At 70.1% G+C, this 17,068-nt stretch carries 17 protein-coding genes; 8 read left to right on the forward strand and 9 right to left on the reverse strand.

Annotation, left to right across the window (positions count from 1 at the left end; all coding sequences use genetic code 11):
* Position 1: 1 nt before the first annotated feature.
* From proC to ABAZ39_RS09130, 4 genes are all read right to left on the reverse strand, one after another.
* Positions 2 to 829: a pyrroline-5-carboxylate reductase gene (gene proC, locus ABAZ39_RS09115; RefSeq protein ID WP_038528717.1), complete on the reverse strand. Its 828-nt coding sequence runs from the start codon at positions 827 to 829 to the stop codon at positions 2 to 4.
* 5 nt (positions 830 to 834) lie between these two features.
* Complete coding sequence (locus ABAZ39_RS09120; RefSeq protein WP_014239927.1) at positions 835 to 1,338, reverse strand: type III secretion system chaperone family protein; 504 nt, start codon at positions 1,336 to 1,338, stop codon at positions 835 to 837.
* 201 nt (positions 1,339 to 1,539) lie between these two features.
* Positions 1,540 to 1,875 (reverse strand): accessory factor UbiK family protein, encoded by a 336-nt coding sequence (locus ABAZ39_RS09125; protein WP_038528721.1) that lies wholly within the window; start codon positions 1,873 to 1,875, stop codon positions 1,540 to 1,542.
* 118 nt (positions 1,876 to 1,993) lie between these two features.
* Positions 1,994 to 5,431, reverse strand: a complete 3,438-nt coding sequence (locus ABAZ39_RS09130; RefSeq protein WP_063922632.1) for an AsmA family protein — start codon at positions 5,429 to 5,431, stop codon at positions 1,994 to 1,996.
* 205 nt (positions 5,432 to 5,636) lie between these two features.
* Between ABAZ39_RS09130 and ABAZ39_RS09135 the strand changes: the two genes are divergently transcribed.
* Positions 5,637 to 5,828 (forward strand): DUF4169 family protein, encoded by a 192-nt coding sequence (locus ABAZ39_RS09135; RefSeq protein WP_038528724.1) that lies wholly within the window; start codon positions 5,637 to 5,639, stop codon positions 5,826 to 5,828.
* 144 nt (positions 5,829 to 5,972) lie between these two features.
* The gene (locus ABAZ39_RS09140; RefSeq protein ID WP_038528727.1) at positions 5,973 to 6,812 is read left to right on the forward strand and encodes a DUF2189 domain-containing protein; all 840 of its coding nucleotides are present in this window, start codon (positions 5,973 to 5,975) and stop codon (positions 6,810 to 6,812) included.
* A gap of 175 nt (positions 6,813 to 6,987) precedes the next feature.
* Here ABAZ39_RS09140 and ABAZ39_RS09145 read toward each other — a convergent pair whose 3' ends face one another.
* Positions 6,988 to 7,176 (reverse strand): DUF1192 domain-containing protein, encoded by a 189-nt coding sequence (locus ABAZ39_RS09145; protein ID WP_038528730.1) that lies wholly within the window; start codon positions 7,174 to 7,176, stop codon positions 6,988 to 6,990.
* Positions 7,177 to 7,386: 210 nt separating this feature from the next.
* Between ABAZ39_RS09145 and ABAZ39_RS09150 the strand changes: the two genes are divergently transcribed.
* The 5 genes from ABAZ39_RS09150 to ABAZ39_RS09170 all read left to right on the forward strand — a co-directional run bounded on the left by ABAZ39_RS09150 (position 7,387) and on the right by ABAZ39_RS09170 (position 12,433).
* Positions 7,387 to 8,394 (forward strand): NAD(P)H-quinone oxidoreductase, encoded by a 1,008-nt coding sequence (locus ABAZ39_RS09150; protein WP_014239920.1) that lies wholly within the window; start codon positions 7,387 to 7,389, stop codon positions 8,392 to 8,394.
* 320 nt (positions 8,395 to 8,714) lie between these two features.
* On the forward strand, positions 8,715 to 9,332 hold the full coding sequence (locus ABAZ39_RS09155; RefSeq protein WP_014239918.1) for a DUF1013 domain-containing protein: 618 nt from the start codon (positions 8,715 to 8,717) through the stop codon (positions 9,330 to 9,332).
* Between the two features lie 157 nt (positions 9,333 to 9,489).
* Entirely contained in the window at positions 9,490 to 10,083 is a 594-nt protein-coding gene (locus tag ABAZ39_RS09160; protein WP_038528734.1) for a UbiX family flavin prenyltransferase, read from the forward strand.
* A gap of 57 nt (positions 10,084 to 10,140) precedes the next feature.
* Entirely contained in the window at positions 10,141 to 10,833 is a 693-nt protein-coding gene (locus tag ABAZ39_RS09165) for a carbonic anhydrase (protein WP_038528739.1), read from the forward strand.
* Between the two features lie 229 nt (positions 10,834 to 11,062).
* Positions 11,063 to 12,433 carry a flagellar hook protein FlgE gene (locus ABAZ39_RS09170; RefSeq protein ID WP_038528742.1) on the forward strand — a complete coding sequence of 457 codons (1,371 nt, stop codon included), beginning with the start codon at positions 11,063 to 11,065 and terminating at the stop codon, positions 12,431 to 12,433.
* Here ABAZ39_RS09170 and ABAZ39_RS09175 read toward each other — a convergent pair.
* Positions 12,423 to 14,198, reverse strand: coding sequence for a tetratricopeptide repeat protein (locus ABAZ39_RS09175; protein WP_038528745.1), 1,776 nt, complete (start codon positions 14,196 to 14,198; stop codon positions 12,423 to 12,425). The two genes, ABAZ39_RS09170 and ABAZ39_RS09175, sit on opposite strands and share 11 nt — an antisense overlap.
* Positions 14,199 to 14,414: 216 nt before the next feature.
* On the opposite strand from ABAZ39_RS09175, the gene ABAZ39_RS09180 reads away from it, so the two are divergent.
* Positions 14,415 to 14,813 carry a hypothetical protein gene (locus tag ABAZ39_RS09180; protein WP_038531074.1) on the forward strand — a complete coding sequence of 133 codons (399 nt, stop codon included), beginning with the start codon at positions 14,415 to 14,417 and terminating at the stop codon, positions 14,811 to 14,813.
* Here ABAZ39_RS09180 and ABAZ39_RS09185 read toward each other — a convergent pair.
* The 3 genes from ABAZ39_RS09185 to ABAZ39_RS09195 are packed head-to-tail and all read right to left on the reverse strand — an operon-like array spanning position 14,797 to position 16,968.
* The gene (locus tag ABAZ39_RS09185) at positions 14,797 to 15,381 is read right to left on the reverse strand and encodes a GNAT family N-acetyltransferase (RefSeq protein WP_038528748.1); all 585 of its coding nucleotides are present in this window, start codon (positions 15,379 to 15,381) and stop codon (positions 14,797 to 14,799) included. The genes ABAZ39_RS09180 and ABAZ39_RS09185 overlap by 17 nt on opposite strands.
* A 13-nt stretch (positions 15,382 to 15,394) precedes the next feature.
* Positions 15,395 to 15,853 carry a TIGR02444 family protein gene (locus ABAZ39_RS09190; RefSeq protein WP_038528750.1) on the reverse strand — a complete coding sequence of 153 codons (459 nt, stop codon included), beginning with the start codon at positions 15,851 to 15,853 and terminating at the stop codon, positions 15,395 to 15,397.
* A 29-nt stretch (positions 15,854 to 15,882) separates the two neighbouring features.
* Positions 15,883 to 16,968: an ATP-dependent 6-phosphofructokinase gene (locus ABAZ39_RS09195; RefSeq protein ID WP_014239910.1), complete on the reverse strand. Its 1,086-nt coding sequence runs from the start codon at positions 16,966 to 16,968 to the stop codon at positions 15,883 to 15,885.
* Positions 16,969 to 17,068 lie beyond the last annotated feature (100 nt).

Below are 17,068 nucleotides of genomic sequence, written 5' to 3' on the forward strand. Positions count from 1 at the left end.
CTTACTTCGCCAGTTCGCGAGAGCGGTTTGCGGCAGCAGCCACGGCGCGGTCGAACAGCGGCTGCATTCCGTCCGCGGCCATCAGCACGTCGAGCGCCGCCTGGGTGGTGCCGTTGGGGCTGGTCACCGCCTTGCGCAGGTCGTCGGCGGCGGTCGGGGACTGGTGGAGCAACTCGCCCGCCCCCGCAACGGTGGCCCGCGCCAGACGCATGGCCAGTTCGGCGGGCAGACCGGCGGCCTCGCCGGCCTTCGCCATCGCCTCGACCATCAGGAAGACGTAGGCGGGGCCGCTGCCCGAGACGGCGGTCACCGGATCGAGAAGCGACTCGTCCTCCACCCAGGCCACGTCGCCGACCGCGCGCAACAGCGAGTCGCACAGGGTCTTCTGCGCCTCGGTCACCACCGGGTTGCCGACGGCGACGGTCATGCCGCGGCCGATGGCGGCGGGCGTGTTGGGCATGGAGCGGACGATGGCCGCGCCCTCCCCCAGCGCCGCTTCGAAGGAGGCGATGGTCTTGCCGGCGGCGACGGAGAGGAACACCGTGCCGGGGCGGACCAGCGCTTGGTAGGCCGGAAGGACCGAGTCCATCACCTGCGGCTTCACCGCAAGAACCACCACGTCCGGGGCGAAGCCGGCGGGCACGCTGTCCGGACCGCTGGCCAGGACGACGGCGGGGTTGCCACGCAGGGACTCCGGTAGGCCGGACGGTTCGACCACGGCGACGCTGGACGCGATGCCGGCCTTCAGCCAGCCGTCGAGCATCGCGCCGCCCATCTTGCCGCAGCCGGCCAGCAGCAACGTGCAACCCTGAGTCCCAGCTTGCGCCATGGCGGTCACGCCTCCCCGGCGGTGTCGAGGATGGCGGCGGACACCGCCTCCGACGCGGACTTGCCGCCCCAGATCACGAACTGGAAGGCGGGGTAGAAGCGCTCGCACTCCGAGAGGGCGATCTCGACGAGGTCCTCGAGCTGCTCCACCGTGGCGCCGCGCGAACCGCGCAGCAGCATGGTCTGGCGGAACATCGGGGTGTGCTCCTCGGCGCAGACGTCGAAATGGCCCAGCCACATGCGCGCGTTCACCTCCGCCAGCAGGTCGTTGACCGAGGAGCGGCGCGCCGCCGGAACCTTCATGTCGAACTGGCAGGAGAACTGCATCGCGCTGACGTCGGACTGCCAGACGAAATAGAGACGGTAATCGCACCAGCGCCCGCCGATCTCGACGATCAGCTCGTCCTCGCCGGCCCGCTCGAAGGGCCATTCGTTGGCGGTGACGATCTCCTCGACGATGTCAAGGGGATTGTGCGCGGATGAGGGGGTGTCGACGGCAACAGCCGACATGTCGGCGTCCTCCTGTAAAGGCGCGGTGGACGGAACCGCCCCGGGGCCGGTCCGCCTTCGCGCAAGAAGGGGAAGCCCCGAGATGTTGTGGCTGGCAGACGGATGAATACCACCAAGAGCACCGTGCCAAAAGGGTCTGGCCGGCGCAACTGGTTTTCGGCGGTGCATCCGTGAAGGGCTGGAGACGGGACGGAGGCCGGATCAGACCGGCCCGCCGCCCCCTCCGGCGATGGGACCGACGGCGGGAGCGGAGGCGCCCGTTGCCGGCTTCGGATCATGTTCGGCCTTGAGCGTCGCGACCGTGGCCTCCAACGCGGCGAGCCGCTCGGCCATGGTCTCCTGCTCCTCGCGGGCCTTGGCGGCCATGGCGCGGACGGCCTCGTATTCTTCGCGGCTCACCACGTCCATCCGCGACAGAACGCGCTCGAACTGCTGGCGCATCTGCGCCTCAGCTTCCTCGCGCAGGGACGACAGCGCGCCGAGCGCGCCACCCGCAACGCGGGCCAGATCGTCCAGAATCTTATTGTCCACCTGCATCGACTCAAAATCCGCTTCTTGTCTGCCGCATTATGGGACCCGCCCCACGGAACTTCAACGGGCTTGGACGCAATGCGTCACGGGGCTTGGACGCAATGCGTCACGCGCCCCCACCCTCTCAACGCCTCAGCCCGTCGATCAGCCCCTTCAGCAGCGCGTCGGGTTTCGGAGCGTTGCCGCCGCCGGGAATCGGCAGATCCTTCGGCACCACCCTGTTCAACAGCCCCTCGGCGGCACGGCGGGCGAAATACTCCTGCACCTCCTGCATCTCGAAGGAGCGGGTGGGCTTGTCGAGCGCGCCGGTCATGCGGACGGTCAGCGGGGGCAGCGACTGGTCGGACTGCACGGTCAGGCGGACGCGCATGTCGATGGTCTGCGCCGGCAGGTTGACCTGCCCCACCGCCATCGCCTCGCCCAGGTCGGAGGTCAGCCGCGTGTCCTCGGTGCGCGCCACGCCCTTGTCGATGGCGAAGCTGCCGTCCAGCCGGGCGAAGCGGGTCTCCCCGCCCTGAAGCCCGCCCATCACCGCGCCCAGCAGCTCCTGCGGGCGCTCCAGCCTGGTCAGCCGGTCGCGCAGGGCGCCGAGGTCGAAGCCGCGCAGCAGGCCGTCGCGGGCGCTGATCCGGCCCTGGCCGGCCAGCGCCTTGAGCATGGCGTCGCCGCCGGCCCCGCTGGTCGTCAAGTTAGCCTCGGCGTCGAGCACGCCCCCGGCGATCTCCAGCGCTCCGCCGCCCAGCCCGCCGCCCACCGCCTCGGCCAGCTTGGCCTTGGACAGGGTGATGGTGGCCTCGGCGGTCGGCGTCTGGTTGCCCGGCGCGGCGAGCCGCCCGGTGGCGCCGAGCTGCCCGCCCATCAGGGTACCGTCGAAACGCTCCACCGTCAGCACGCCGTTGGTCACGGTGGCGCGCAAAGCCGGATTGTCGATCCGCGTTCCGCCCTTGACGAGGGCGGAAGAGGTCAGAACGAAGCGCCCGTCGAAGCGGCGCAGCCCGCTGAAATCCCCCGTCGCGGCGGCGGGCGCGCCCGGCAACGCCTCGGCCGCCGGAGAGGAGGCACCGGCGGGGCGGGCCGCGGCGGCGGGAAGCGCCGCCACCCGGTCCAGCTCCAGGTCGCCGGTTTGCAGCTCGGCCTCCACCCGCGGCTTGCTGCCATTCAGATCGGCGCTCGCCTTGCCCTTGACGGTGACGCCGGCCACCGTCCCCTGGATGTTGCCCAGGGTGAAGGCCTTCCGAGTCCCCGCCAGTTCCGTGTAGAGGTCCATCGGACCGTAGGAGCCCGACACCGCGCCGCCTGAGGACGGGGTATCGGCGAACAGGCCGGCCAGCCGGGCCAGCTCCGGATGCTTGGCGCGCAGCTTCAGATCGACGGATGGGTTCTTCTCGACGTTCAGCACCGTGCCGCCCGCCTCCAGCGAGCCTTCGGCCGCCTCCGCACCCAGCTCGACCGCCAGACGCTCGGCGTCGCCCGACAGGCGGGCCTGCGCCTTCACCGCGCCCAGCCGCTCCGGCGCGGGGGCGCCCTCCGGCCAGGGAACGGCGCGCGCCACCCCTTCCAGGCTGGCGGCCTCGGCGTTCAGCGTCAGATGAGCGCCGCGCAGCGGCTCCAGCCCGGCGATCTGCCCGTCCAGACGGAGCTTCACCCCGGCAGCGTCCTGCACTGTCGCCTCCTTGATCGACAGGGCGCCGCCCGCGGCGGTGGCGTCGAGCCGCAGCCCCTGGACCGGCGTGTTGCGCACGGTCAGCTGCCCGACCGACAATTCCAGATTGGCGTCCACGCCGGCCAGCAGCCGGGCCGGGGTCGTCGATGAGCTCCCGGACGAGTTCCCGTTGCGCGTCGGCGTCGGCGTCGGAGCCGGGGCCGTGGCCGCGCCGTTGGCAGTGGTCTGGGCGGTGGTCTGGGCACTGTCCGGCGCGGGCAGATAGGCGTCGAGATTCAACCGGTCGAGGTCGAGCCGCGCCCCGAAGGCGGGCCGCCCGCGGTCCACATAGGCGACGGCACCGGTCAGGCGGCTGGCGTCCACCCGCAGGTCCAGCCCGTTCACGTCCAACCGCCCCGGCCGCCCCTGCAACTGCGCGGCGATCGACGCCCGGCGCAGGCGGTCCGCCGGCACGGCGCGGACGTCCACCCGCAGCCATTCCAGCAGGGCGCGCAGATTGTCGGCGTTCGCCTCCATCCGCAGGTTGAGGTTCGGCTGGCCATTGGCCGCCGCCAGCTCACCCGCCGCCACGATGTCGGACCCGCCGGGCAGCAGCGCGCTGATGCGGTCGATGTTCAGCGTGCCGCCGCTCAGGCTGGCCTCCACCCGCCCCTGGCGCATCACGCCGCCGTTATAGGTGATGCCGTCCACCGCGAGGTCGAGCTTGGCGTCCAGCGCGTCCGGAAGGGCGAACCCGCCCGGCTGGCCTGCACCACCCGACGGCGTGCCGCCGGATAGGGAAGTGGATGGCGCGCCCTTGGCCGCGTTTCCGTTGCGGGCGGCGGGCGGGGCGCCGCTCTCCGAGCCGCCGCTCGACCGTGCACGCTCCAGCCAGGCGTCGAGGTCCAGGCGGTTCAGGGCCAGGGTCAGCTCCGCCCGCGCCGGCGTGCCGCTGTGCAGGGTCGCCGTACCGGTGGCGCGCGTGTCGCCAAGCTGCGCTTCCAGATTGGTGAAGCTCGCCGCGGTCGGGGACGCCTCGACCGCCGTGCGGATGCCGAAGGACTGGGCGAGCAGCGCGTTCGCCTTCTTGTCCCCGCCGGCCGCCGAGCCGCTGCGGACCAGAGCCAGGGCGCGGGACAGGTCGCTGCCCTCGACGCGCAGGTCGCCCTGGGCGCGCGACCCACCGCTGCCCGGCGGGTTGGTCACGATCCCGGCGAAGCGCAGCGTGGCGTCGGTGTCGGCCATCGACAGCGTCGCCCGGACCTGGACGGCGGCGCCATCGATCAGGCGGCTGACGAACATCTCCCCGCGCAGCGGCACGCCGCGCGCCCGGAAGCTGCCCTGCCCCTGGAACGGCCCGGTGAAGCTGCCGGCAACGATGCGCGCGTCGACCTGGTCGATCACCTCCGACTGGCCGGTGCGGGCGTCGCGGTACTGGATGGTGCCGTTCTGCACCGTCACCTGATCGAAGCTGACCGCCGAGGCCAGCCCATCGCCAGACCCGCCCCGCCCGCCGTCGACCGGGCGGCCGGCGCCGGACAGGTCCCAGTTGAAGCGCCCGTCGGGCAGCGTTTCGAACAGGAAGGTGGGATCGATCAGGCGGATGCTCTGCACCTGGATGTGACCGCTGAGCAGCGGGCCGAGCGCCACGCGGACGTCCAGCTCCTTCAGGCGGGCCATGTCCTGCTCCGACCCGCCCGGCGCGTTGGCCAGACGGGCGTCGCGCACCGTCAGCGCCGGGGCCGGCAGCAGCGACAGGCCGATGTCGCCCCTCAGCTCCACCTCGCGCCCCGTGGCGGCGGACACCCGCTCCGCGATCTGGGATTTGTAGGCGTTCCAATCGACGACGCTGGGCACGACCAGCACCGCGGCCACCAGCAGACCGACGAGTATCAGAGCTGCGATCAGGAATCTCTTCACCGGTTGACGCGCCTTCCCCACCGTTCGGCTGTTGAGTCGCCGTGTTTCCGCCACAAGCCGCGAGAGCCGCCGGCGCCCGCTCCGGTCTTCCGGGTGGCACGGGGTTTCGCTAAACTATCGTCCCGAAAGAAAACAAGCAATTTGGGCATTCCAACGGCCGAGTTGATCGAAGGATGGAAATGCCCCGCCCTGCGGAGAGTCCCCCATGGCCGATGTCGTCAACCTGAACCGCTTCCGGAAGATGCGCCAGAAGGAAGAGCGTGAAAAAAACGCCGAGGAGAACCGCGTCCGCTTCGGGCGCACCAAGGCCGAGAAGCTGCGCGACCGCCAGGAGGCCGAGCGCCGACAAGCGGAACTCGACGGCAAGAAGGTCGAGGACGGGACGGGCGACCCGTGACGGCCAAGCCCGTGCTTTGGTATCGCTTTTGTGACAATTTTGTACTCTAACAATTCGTCCATAAGACAATCTGGATCGCTGCGGACCGCTTTGCTACAGTTCCCCTCACGAGAGGCGCAATGGGCAAAGGGGAGGACCATCATCATGGTCGACATGTCGTCTCACCGCGGTGCGTCCCAATTCCATCGGCCGGTTCGGCGCAAGGAGCCCTCCGAGTTCCACAAGCCGGCACCCTATCTTCCGCGAATCCGCAGCGTCGACGTCGACCGCCCCTGGGTGTGGCTGAGCGCCGGCTGGCGCGACATGTGCGCCAGCCCCATGATCAGCGCCGCCTATGGCCTGCTGGCGGTGCTGTCCAGCCTCGCGCTGGTGGCCGTGCTGTCGATGCAGGACATGCAGTATCTGGTCCTGCCGATGGCGGCGGGCTTCATGTTGCTGGGGCCGGTGTTCGCCGTCGGCCTCTACGAGACCAGCCGCCTGCTGGAGCGGGGGGAGACGCCGACGCTGATGAAGGTCGCCGGGGCCTACCGCCGCAACGGCGTGCAGATCGCCGGGATCGGGCTGGCGCTGATGCTGGCCATGCTGGCCTGGATCCGCATCGCCTTTCTGATCTTTGCGCTGTTCTTCGCGACGGAGCCGCCGGCCTTCGACCAGCTCGTCGACCGCATCTTCTTCTCGGCGCAGACGATCCCGTTCCTGCTGACCGGCACCATCGTCGGCGGCGTCATCGCCACGGCGGTCTTCGCCATCAGCGTGGTGTCGATCCCGATGCTGCTCGACCGCGAAACCGACAGCTTCACCGCCATGGCGACCAGCGTCGCGGTGCTGCGCGAGAATCTGCGGACCATGGCCGGCTGGGCCTTCCTGATCGTGCTGTTCACCGCGGCGGGGATGGTCACCGGCTTCCTCGGGCTGGCGCTGGCCCTGCCGCTGATCGGCCACGCCTCCTGGCACTGCTACCGCGATCTGGTCGGCGCGGACTGACATATCACGACCTTAACCCCTCTCCCGTCCCGGGAGAGGGTGGCCCGAAGGGCCGGGTGAGGGTAAGGCCAGGATCATATGACAGCCCGTTGCCGGCACCCTCACCCTTCCCGCGCGGAGCGCGGGCCCCTTCCCTCTCCCGGGGCGGGAGAGGGTAAATCTTCATTCCCCCTTCTCAGGACGGCTTCCTGAAAAAGGCCTCCGCAGCGTTCTTCTGCGCCTCCTTGCCGGCGATGGCGGCGCGGGCACGGGCGATCTCGGCCTCCAGCCCGGCGATGTAGTCCTTCAGCTCCGCCACGCCCAGCGCGGTCAGGTCCTTCAACGCCGGCTTGGCCTTGCGCGGCTCCAGATCGTCGATGTCCATAAGGCTTCTCCTCCCGCTTTCGCGCATCCCTGCCCCGCGCCGTCCGCTTCCCGCCCATCGGAAAGGCCGGCGGGGCGTGCTTGTCAGCGCCGGTGCGGAATTCTAACTTTGGACGCCTGCGGACACAAACGGCCCGGCCGCCTGGAGTGCAGATGATCGGACCGGCGCCCGAGCGGTGGCACCGCGTCAACGAGGAATGGGGGAGACACCATGGGCATCGCCCTGCCGGACAGCATGACCTGCGTTGAGATTTCGCAACCCGGCGGCCCGGAGGTCCTGCGCACCGTGCAGCGTCCCGCCCCGGTGCCCGGCCCCGGCGAGGTGCTGGTGGCGGTGGAGGCGGCGGGCGTCAACCGCCCGGACATGCTGCAGCGCCAGGGCCGCTACGACCCGCCGCCGGGCGCCTCCGACCTGCCCGGCCTGGAGATCGCCGGGCGCGTCGTCGCCATCGGCGAGGGCGTCACGGAGTGGGCCGCCGACGACGCGGTCTGCGCCCTGATCGCCGGCGGCGGCTATGCCCAGTACTGCGTGGTCCCGGCGCCGCAGCTCCTGCCCGTTCCGAAGGGCTACGGCATGGTCGAGGCCGCCGCCGTTCCGGAGACCTTCTTCACCGTCTGGACCAACGTGTTCGAGCGCGGCGCGCTGAAGCCCGGCGAGACTCTGCTGGTCCACGGCGGTTCCAGCGGCATCGGCACCACGGCCATCCAGCTTGCCAAGGCCTTCGGGGCCAAGGTCTTCACCACCGCCGGCAGCGCCGAGAAGTGCCGCGCCTGCGAGGAGCTGGGCGCCGACCGCGCCATCGACTACAAGACCGAGGACTTCGCCGCCGTCATCCAGAAGGAGACCGGCGGGCGTGGCGTCGACGTGGTGCTGGACATGGTCGGCGGCGACTACATCGCCCGCGACATCGGCATCATGGCTCCCGACGGGCGGCACGTCTCCATCGCCTTCCTCCAGGGGCCGAAGGTCTCCATCAACATGTTCCCGGTGATGACCAAGCGCCTGACCCTCACCGGCTCCACCCTGCGCGCGCGCTCGGTCGAGGAGAAGGGCCGCATCGCCGCCGCCCTGCGCGAGAAGGTCTGGCCGCTGCTGGAAGGCGGCACGGTCAAGCCGGTGATCCACAAGGTCTTCACGCTGGAGCAGGCGGCCGAGGCGCACGCCCTGATGGAATCCAGCGCGCACATCGGCAAGATCGTCATGACGGTTGGCGGCTGACCGCCGCCGCGACCGCTGCTGCACCCGCGAACCATTAAATTGCGAAGGGAATTCCCCGGTTTCACAGCCGGGAATTCCCTTTCAAGCAATTTTTTCGCTTCATTCTTGTTCCCGGACAGCCGGGTGGGCTTGCTAAAGCGCGCCAAGACGGTTAGCAGAGGGATCGGCGTCCGGGTTTTCCCGGCCGCCTGCCCGAGCACGCTTACATCGACCGGTTCCGGCCCTATATGGAGGGCGAAGCTCGGGACCATCCGGTAAAGTAAGGCCGATCGCGCCACCCGCCAGCGGGTGCGGTCGGGTTGGAGTTGTCAGGAGGGACGATGGCACTGCCCTTGATGCCGAAAGCGACGGCCGTCTGGCTGGTCGAGAACACATCCTTGACCTTCGAGCAGATCGCCGCCTTCTGCGGCCTGCATTCCCTGGAGGTCCAGGCCATCGCCGATGGCGAGGTGGCGGTCGGCATGGTCGGGCTGGACCCGGTGGCCAACGGTCAGTTGACCAAGGGCGAGATCGAACGCTGCGAGCGCAACCAGGATCTGCGCCTGAAGCTGCTGGTCCCCGACCTGCCGCTGCCGGCGGCGCGGTCCAAGGGGCCGCGCTACACCCCGATCACCAAGCGCGGCGACAAGCCCGACGCCATCGCCTGGCTGCTGAAGCACCATCCGGAGCTGTCGGACGCCCAGCTCTGCCGCCTGATCGGCACGACCAAGCCGACCATCGCGGCGGTCCGCGACCGCACGCACTGGAACGCCCCGAACATCAAGCCGCGCAACCCGGTGCTGCTCGGCCTGTGCACCCAGCGCGAGCTGGAGGAGGCCCTGGCCCTGGCGGTCCGCCGCGGCGGCGTCCCTCTGTCGCAGGAGGAGCGCGAGGCCCAGGACGGCGAGGACGGCTACGGCGACGAGTCGCCCTATTCGGAGCAGGAAGAGGCGCGCTGACGCCGCCTTCCCGGCCCCTCTCCCCCGGCGGGAGGGGGGCTTTTTGCTTTTGTGCGACCGGGTGCGGCCCGTCCCTCCGCCCCCGGCGCCGGGCCCGTGAAGGGGTCCACAAGACCGCGCTCTGGACGACGCCCGGCCCGCGCGCTACTTCTTCGGCATGACTGCACCCTCCCGTCTTGTCGTCGGCATCAGCGGAGCCTCGGGCGTGATCCTGGGCATCCGGCTGCTGTCCGTGCTGCGCCGGATCGGCGTCGAATCGCACCTCGTCGTCAGCCGCTCCGCCGAAGTCACCCTGGCCCATGAGACGGACATGAAGGTGGCGGAGCTGCGCGCTCTCGCCGACGTGTCCTACGCCGTCGCCGACATCGGCGCGGCCATCGCCAGCGGCAGCTTCCGCGCCATGGGCATGATCGTCGCCCCCTGCTCCGTCCGCACGATGAGCGAGATCGCCACGGGTGTGACCTCCACCCTGCTGACCCGCGCCGCCGACGTCACGCTGAAGGAGCGCCGCCCGCTGGTGCTGATGGTGCGCGAGACGCCGCTGCATCTGGGGCACCTGCGCACGATGACCCAGCTGGCCGAGATGGGCGCGGTGATCGCCCCGCCGGTCCCCGCCTTCTACAGCCGCCCGCAGACCATCGACGATCTGGTGGACCACGCCGTTGGGCGGGCGCTCGACCTGTTCGGGCTGGACGCGGGCATCGTCCGCCGCTGGGGCGAGCCGGCGCCTGCGGAGGTTCTGGAAACATGACCCGGCCTGGGCTATACCGCATCCGCTAAATCCCGACCGAAGAGGGGTATCAGAACGATGCCACACACCCGCGACCAGGACGTTCCGATTCGTCAGCTTCTCGCCGGGATGAAAGGCTTCCGCGCCCGCTATTACGAGCGCCGGCCCGACAGCATGCGCCAGCTCGTCGAGGAGGGGCAGAAGCCGAAGATCCTGATGATCGGCTGCTCCGACAGCCGCGTCGATCCGGCGCTGCTGACCCAGGCGGAGCCGGGCGAGATGTTCGTCGTCCGCAACGTCGCCAACCTCGTCCCGCCCTACCAGCCGGACGGCAGCTACCACGGCACCTCGGCGGCCATCGAATACGCGGTGCGGGTGCTTCAGGTCAGCCACGTCATCGTGCTGGGCCACGCCCTGTGCGGCGGCATCCAGGGGCTGATCCGCCTGCGCAAGGGCGAACCGGACCAGAACGACTTCGTGTCGCCCTGGGTGTCCATCGCCAGCGCGGCGCTCGATCCCTACATCCCGCCCGCCCAGGGGGACACCAACGAGGAACGGCGCAAAGCCGAGTTCGAGCGTCTCCAGCAGAAGCCCGACGTGATCGAGCGCGCCGCCGTCCGCACCTCGGTGGACAATCTGATGACCTTCCCCTTCGTCCGCGAGCGGGTCGAGGCCGGGTCGCTGGAACTGCACGGCTGGTGGTTCGACCTGGACAGCGGCGACCTGTGGGCCATCAATTCCCAGACCAAGATGTTCGAACCGGTCGATTGAGACCAACGAGGGCGCCGACGGCTGGGCGAAAGCTGCCCAGCGCACGGTGAGGAGCCGCTTCCGCCGGGAAATTTCTGCCCATCCCTTGGTTTCGGCGGCCTGAACAAACCCCTCCCCACCACGGAAGAGGGTTGTTTCAGCGGCTCCCCGCCTTCTGGCACGACGGTTGCAATTCCCAGATCGGCGCGTTCCGGCGGACGCGCGTCGATGGGAATGAGGCGGCCGGACCATGGGCATCACCACGATCTTCAACAATGGCGTTCTCGGGCTGACGGCGCAGAACCGCGCCCTGGGCACCATTTCGAACAACATCGCGAACGCCTCGACGTCCGGCTTCAAGGCGTCGGAGACGCAGTTCTCCGACTTCGTGCTGAGCGACCGCACCGGCAACAAGGACCCCGGCAACGGCGTGCGCGCCTTCGAGCGGTTGGACCACAGCGGCGGCACGGTCACCCGGACCGACATCTCCACCAACGCGGCCATCAACGGCAACGGCTTCTTCATCGTCCAGGATCTGGCTGCCCAGACCGGCACGACCGCGACCGCCACACAGACCAGCGACGATTCGGTCTTCCTCACGCGCTCCGGCGACTTCTCTCCCGACAAGGAAGGCCGTCTGGTGAACAGCGCCGGCAAGGCGCTGATGGGGTTCAAGCTCGACCCCGCCAGCGGCGCCGGCTCCTTCGGCAGCCTCACCAGCATGACGCCGGTCTCGCTGAGCGGGTTGCAGGACTACCGCGAAGCCTCGACCCAGGCGTCGCTGAACCTCAACCTGCCCTACGACCAAGCCCCGGTGTCCGGCCAGATCACCACGGCGAACACCACCGGCGTCGTTTTGAACATGGTGGACAAGAACGGCGCCGACGGGGCGATGGCGCTGCGCTTCCTGAAGACCGGGCAGGCCGAGGACGGCACCTCGACGTGGCAGGTCTTCAACGCCGGAGTCATCGGCGCGGACGGCAAGCCAGTGGGCAACGGCAACGTCAACGACCCCACCACGTGGCAATCGCTCGGCACGCTGAACTTCGCCCGCAACGGCACGCTGACCGGCGGCCCCACCGGCAGCCCGGTGACCCTGACCCTGAACCCCGGCGGCGATTTCGCCCAGACGACGCTGGATCTCGGTTCCTATGGGAAGATGACCAACTCCATCACCACCATCGCCGGCATGGATCTGGGGATCGTCCAGGGCAACAACGGCATCCGCGCCGGCACCTATCAGGGGGCGGAACTGACCGAGGATGGCTTCGTCGCCGCGAACTTCCAGGGCGGCAGGCAGCGCTACATCTACCGCATCCCCGATGCGACGGTGATCAACCCGACCGATCTGGAAAGCGTGTCCGGCACCATGTTCCGGACCACCGCCAATTCGGGCGCCATCCGCCTGAACTCCTTCGGCAACCTGACCAGTGAGACCGGCACCAGCGCGCCGAAGACCGTCGGGGCGTCGCTGAACACGGCCAGCGTCGAGGGCTCCAACGTCAAGATCGAGGAGCAGTTCACCACGCTGATCCAGGCGCAGCGCACCTACTCCGCTGCCTCCAAGCTGGTGTCCACCGCCGACGAGATGACCCAGACGACGATCACGCTCAAGTCGTAAGAGCCACGGCGCGCAACGCGTCGGCGACGCGCCCGCCCACCTCCGCCCAGTCGCCGACGCGGGTCTGGCGGAACAGGCGGGCGGTGGGGTACCAGGGGCTGTCCTCCCGCCCCAGCAGCCAGCGCCAGTCCGGCGACAGCGGCAGCACAACCCAGACCGGCACCCCCAGCGCCCCGGCCAGATGCGCCGGCCCGGTGCAGGAGGAGATGACGAGGTCGAGGTTGGCCATGATCGCCGCGGTGTCGGCGAAATCGGCGATGTCCGGTCCCAGGTCGGTGAAGGTCGAGGGCATCGGCACCCGATCCAAATCCTCCCGCCCCGGTCCCTTCTGGAGGCCGAAAAAGCGCACGCCCGGCGCATCCAGCACCGGCCGCAGCCCGGCCAGCCGGGGCGAGCGCAGAGCGTCGCCGGGAAAGCGCGGGTTGCCCGCCCAGACCAGCCCGACCCGCAGCCCACCCGTCAGTTGCCCGTCCGCCAGCCGCTCACTCCAGACGGCGGCGCGTTTCGGGTCGGCGCGCAGATAGGGCACGGCGGCGGGCACATCATCCAGCTTGGTGCCGAAGGCGCGCGGCAGGCTCATCAGCGGGCATTCCAGATCGAAATCCGGAAGCGGGTCGCCGCGGGCGATCAGCCGCTCCACCCCCGGCAGGCCCGACAGAACGCTCACCAAGGGCCGTTGCACCTCCAGGATCACCCGCGCGCCGCGCGCCGCCACCAACGGGACGTAGCGGACGAACTGGAGGGTGTCGCCCAACCCTTGCTCGGCGTAGAGCAGGATGGTGCGCCCGGCGATGTCGCCGCCGGTCCAGGTGGGCTGGGCGAAGCGGCGCCAGGGAGGTTCCGCCCGCGCGTCGTGGCGGCGCCAGTCGAACTCCGGCCAGCCGCCCTCGCAATCGCCGGCCAGCAGCCGGGCGAAGCCGCGGTTCCAGCGCATCCCGGCATCGCCGGGGCGGGCCTGCAACAGCCGGTCGAAGTCGGCGAGCGCCTCCGCCGGCCGGGCCATGGCAAGCCGCGCGTTGCCGCGCGCCGACCACAGGGACGGCCCGGAAAAACCGCGTTCCTCCGCCGCGGCGAAGGCCGCCAGCGCCTCGTCGAAACGGCCCTGCCCGGCAAGCAACGATCCGAGATTTCCCCACGCCGCGCCATAGCCGGGGGCGAGGTCCAGCGCCGCGCGGTAGGCGGCCTCCGCCTCGTCCCAGCGCTTCTGCGCCGCGCAGGCGGAACCGAGCATCATCAAGGCCGCCGGCGATCCCGGCGCCAGCGCGGCGGCGCGGTGGGCCGTCCGCTCCGCCTCCTCTCCCCGCCGTCCGGCCAGCGCCGTTTCGGCAAGGTTCACCAAGGCGTCCGCCGAGGCCGGGAGCAGCGCCAGCGCCCGCTGCGCCGAACGGGCGGCCTCCGGCACCCGGTTCAGGTCGCGCAAGGCGGCGGCCCGGCTGGCGTGGGCGTCGGCGAGCAGCGGGTCGAGCCGCAGGGCGCGGGCGTAACCGGCCTCCGCCCCCGCCGCGTCGCCCATGGTCTGACGCGCCCCGGCGAGGTTGGAGTGCCCGCCCGCCGAGTCGGGACGCAGCGCCAGCGCCCGGCACAGCAGGCGCGCCCCGTCGGCCGGCCGGCCCGTCTGTGCGTGGAGCACGCCCAGGAACTGCGCGGCGTCGGGCTGCTCCGGATCGGCTTCCAGAATCCGCCCGTAGAGCGTCGCCGCCTCGGCCAGACGGCCCGACTGGTGGTGGTCGATGGCGGCCAGAAGGGCCTCGATGATCGTCGCCATGGGACGCGCCTGATGATGGAAGGGGTACCGGAAGCCGAAGGACCGGACAGGTCCGCTGACGCATTGGTCACAAGTCCTGCCGTTCCCGCAACCCACCCACGAGAAGCCCCGCGTTGCATTTCACTTTTGCAAAATTTATTCTGCACCCCATGCCCTTGAGCATACCGGGGTATTCAGCGCGAGGACCGGGTCCCGCTTATGAAAAGCATTCCGTCGATGACAAGCACCTTGAACGTCTGCGCCCTCGCCCTCGCCCTCACCTGCGCCCTCGTCCCGGCGATCCTGACCGCGACGCCCGCCGCTGCCAACGAGAAGCCCGCCGGTGGCGGCTGCCCGTGGGCGCAGGACGTCAAGCTGGACCTCAACGGCAAGACCCTCACGTTGAACCAGGAGGCCTTCTCCGCGAAGGGGGAGCCGCTGGACCTCGAGGGCTATCAGATATTCCCGCTGCTCGACCAGTTGAAACTGCGCATCCTCGGCCCGCGCGGGCAGGAGTGGGAAGCCGGGCTGACCCGCCTGTCCGGCGGTAAGCGCTGCCAAGCCTTCTACGTCGGCAAGCCCTTCCAGGTCTCCGACGAGACCGGCGACCGCAACAGCCTCATCCTGGTCCGCTGACACCAGTGCCGATCCCGTCCCGCCAGCGGCCGCGCCCGATCCGGTAGAGGACGTGCCGCTTCAGGCAATGCCCATCGGGAACCCGCGGGTGATCGAAGTCGCCCGCCGCGTCGCGCTCCATCCCCAGCCGCTCCATAACCCGCTGCGACCGCCGGTTCTCCGGCACGGTGAAGGCGACGATCTCGTTCAGCCCGACCGTGCCGAACCCGTGGGCCAGCGCCAGCCCGGCGGCCTCCGTCGCCAGCCCCTGCCCCCAATGGGCCGGGTCGAGCCGCCACCCCACCTCCACGGCGGGGGTGAAGGGCATCTCTTCCGTCACCCGGGCCAGACCGACGAAACCGATGAAGGGGCTGTGGCCGGGCCGCTCCACCGCCCAGAAGCCGAAGCCGTGCCGGTCGAAATGCGCACCGATGCGCCGGATCACCGCGTCGCTGGCCTCCCGATCGGGAAGCGGCAGCAGATGCTCCATCACCGCGGGATTCCGTGACAGCGCGTGAAAGGCGTCGCCGTCCCCGTCGCGCCAGGGACGCAGGATCAGGCGCGCGGAGGTGAGCGTGACATGCGGCATCGCACCGGTTCCGTCAGGGCTCAGGCGGCGTGTCGAGCGCCGCCAGCAACGCCATCACCGCCGGGTCGCCCTCCGGCACCAGCCGGTAGAGATTGACCGCGGCCAGCGCGACGCCGCCACCCGGCGTGGGGGTAAGTCCGGACAGGGCGAAGAGACGGTCCTGCTGGACGCGCTCCGCCTCCAGCTCCGCCGCCTTCAGGCGCTTGTAGAGGGCATCGTCCTCCCCCTTCGCCCGGCGGCGGACGGCGCGCAGCGGGCGGACCACCTCGTCCCGCCAAGGGGCGACCGCGGAGTCGATCCGCGCCAGTTCGCCCGCCGGAAGGTCGGCGTTGCAGGCCATGCCCGCCCAGGCGGCGAACAGCAGAAGGTTCACGTCCTGGCCGAGCCGGTCCTGAAGATCGAGGCAGGCGGCGGACACGCCGGGCCGTCCGTAGACGGCGAGCGAGAAGTCCCAGAGCGGGTTTTCCGACATCGCCGCGCCTGCCTCCCCGAAGTCGCCGCTCAGTCGCCCAGGCTGATGCCCAGGCCGCGGGCGGTCTTGACCATGGCGCCGTCCAGCTCCACGCAGGCGTACTTGGCGATGGCTTCGGTGATCGGCACGTCGATGACGCCGCGGTCCGACCAAGCGACCATGCGGTCGAACTTGCCTTCGGCGATCAGGTCCACGGCGTGCACGCCGAAGGCCGAGGCGACCAGACGGTCGCGCGGGCTGGGCATGCTGCCGCGCTGGACGTGGCCCAGAACGGTGACGCGGGTCTCCGCCCCCGTCGCCTCGGCGATCTTCTCGCCGATGTAGTCGCCGATGCCGCCGTAGCGCTTCTGGCCGCCCTGGAACAGCTTCTGCACGCCGGTGCCGTCCACGGTCTTCACCGCCTCCGACACCACGACCAGGGCGAAGTTGCGGCCGGTCGAGCGCACCTGCTTGATCTTCTGGGCGATCTTCTCGATGGAATAGGCGATCTCGGGGATCAGCACCACGTCGGCACCGCCGGCGATGCCCGCGGCCAAGGCGATGTGGCCGGCGTCGCGGCCCATCACCTCCAGCACCATGACGCGGGCGTGGCTGGCCGCGGTCGGCTGGAGCCGGTCGAGCGCCTCGACCGCCACGCCGACGGCGGTGTCGTAGCCGACCGACACCTCGGTCAGGCCGAGATCGTTGTCGATGGTCTTGGGGATGCCGACCATCTGGAAGCCGCCCTTGTCGGCCAGCTTCTTCAGGATGGCGAAGCTGCCGTCGCCGCCGATGCCGATCAGCGCGTCCAGCCCCAGCTCACGGTAGCCGCCGATGATCTCGTCCGACCGGTCCTTCTGCGTGCCGTCGGCCATCGGGTAGGCGAAGGGGTCGCCGCGGTTGGTCGTGCCGAGGATCGTGCCGCCCATGCGCATCATGTTGCCGTCGACCTGCGGCAGGTCGAGCACCTGATACTGCACTGGACGCTGCAGCAACCCCTGGGTGCCCTCCTTGATGCCCAGGACCTGCCAGCCGTAGGTCAGGACGGCCCGGTGGACCACCGCGCGGATGACCGCGTTCAGCCCGGCGCAGTCGCCGCCGCTGGTGAGAATGCCGATGCGCTTGCCTGCTGTCATGGATGACTGTCCCGTGTCGTCTGGAACCGCTGCGAAAGGTAGTCATACCAGAACGTTGCTCCACCGCAATGGTTCTGGTCCTCCGAGTATATTACATTCC

Origin of the sequence: Azospirillum argentinense (genome assembly GCF_000632475.1) — a bacterium.
Lineage (GTDB): Bacteria > Pseudomonadota > Alphaproteobacteria > Azospirillales > Azospirillaceae > Azospirillum > Azospirillum baldaniorum.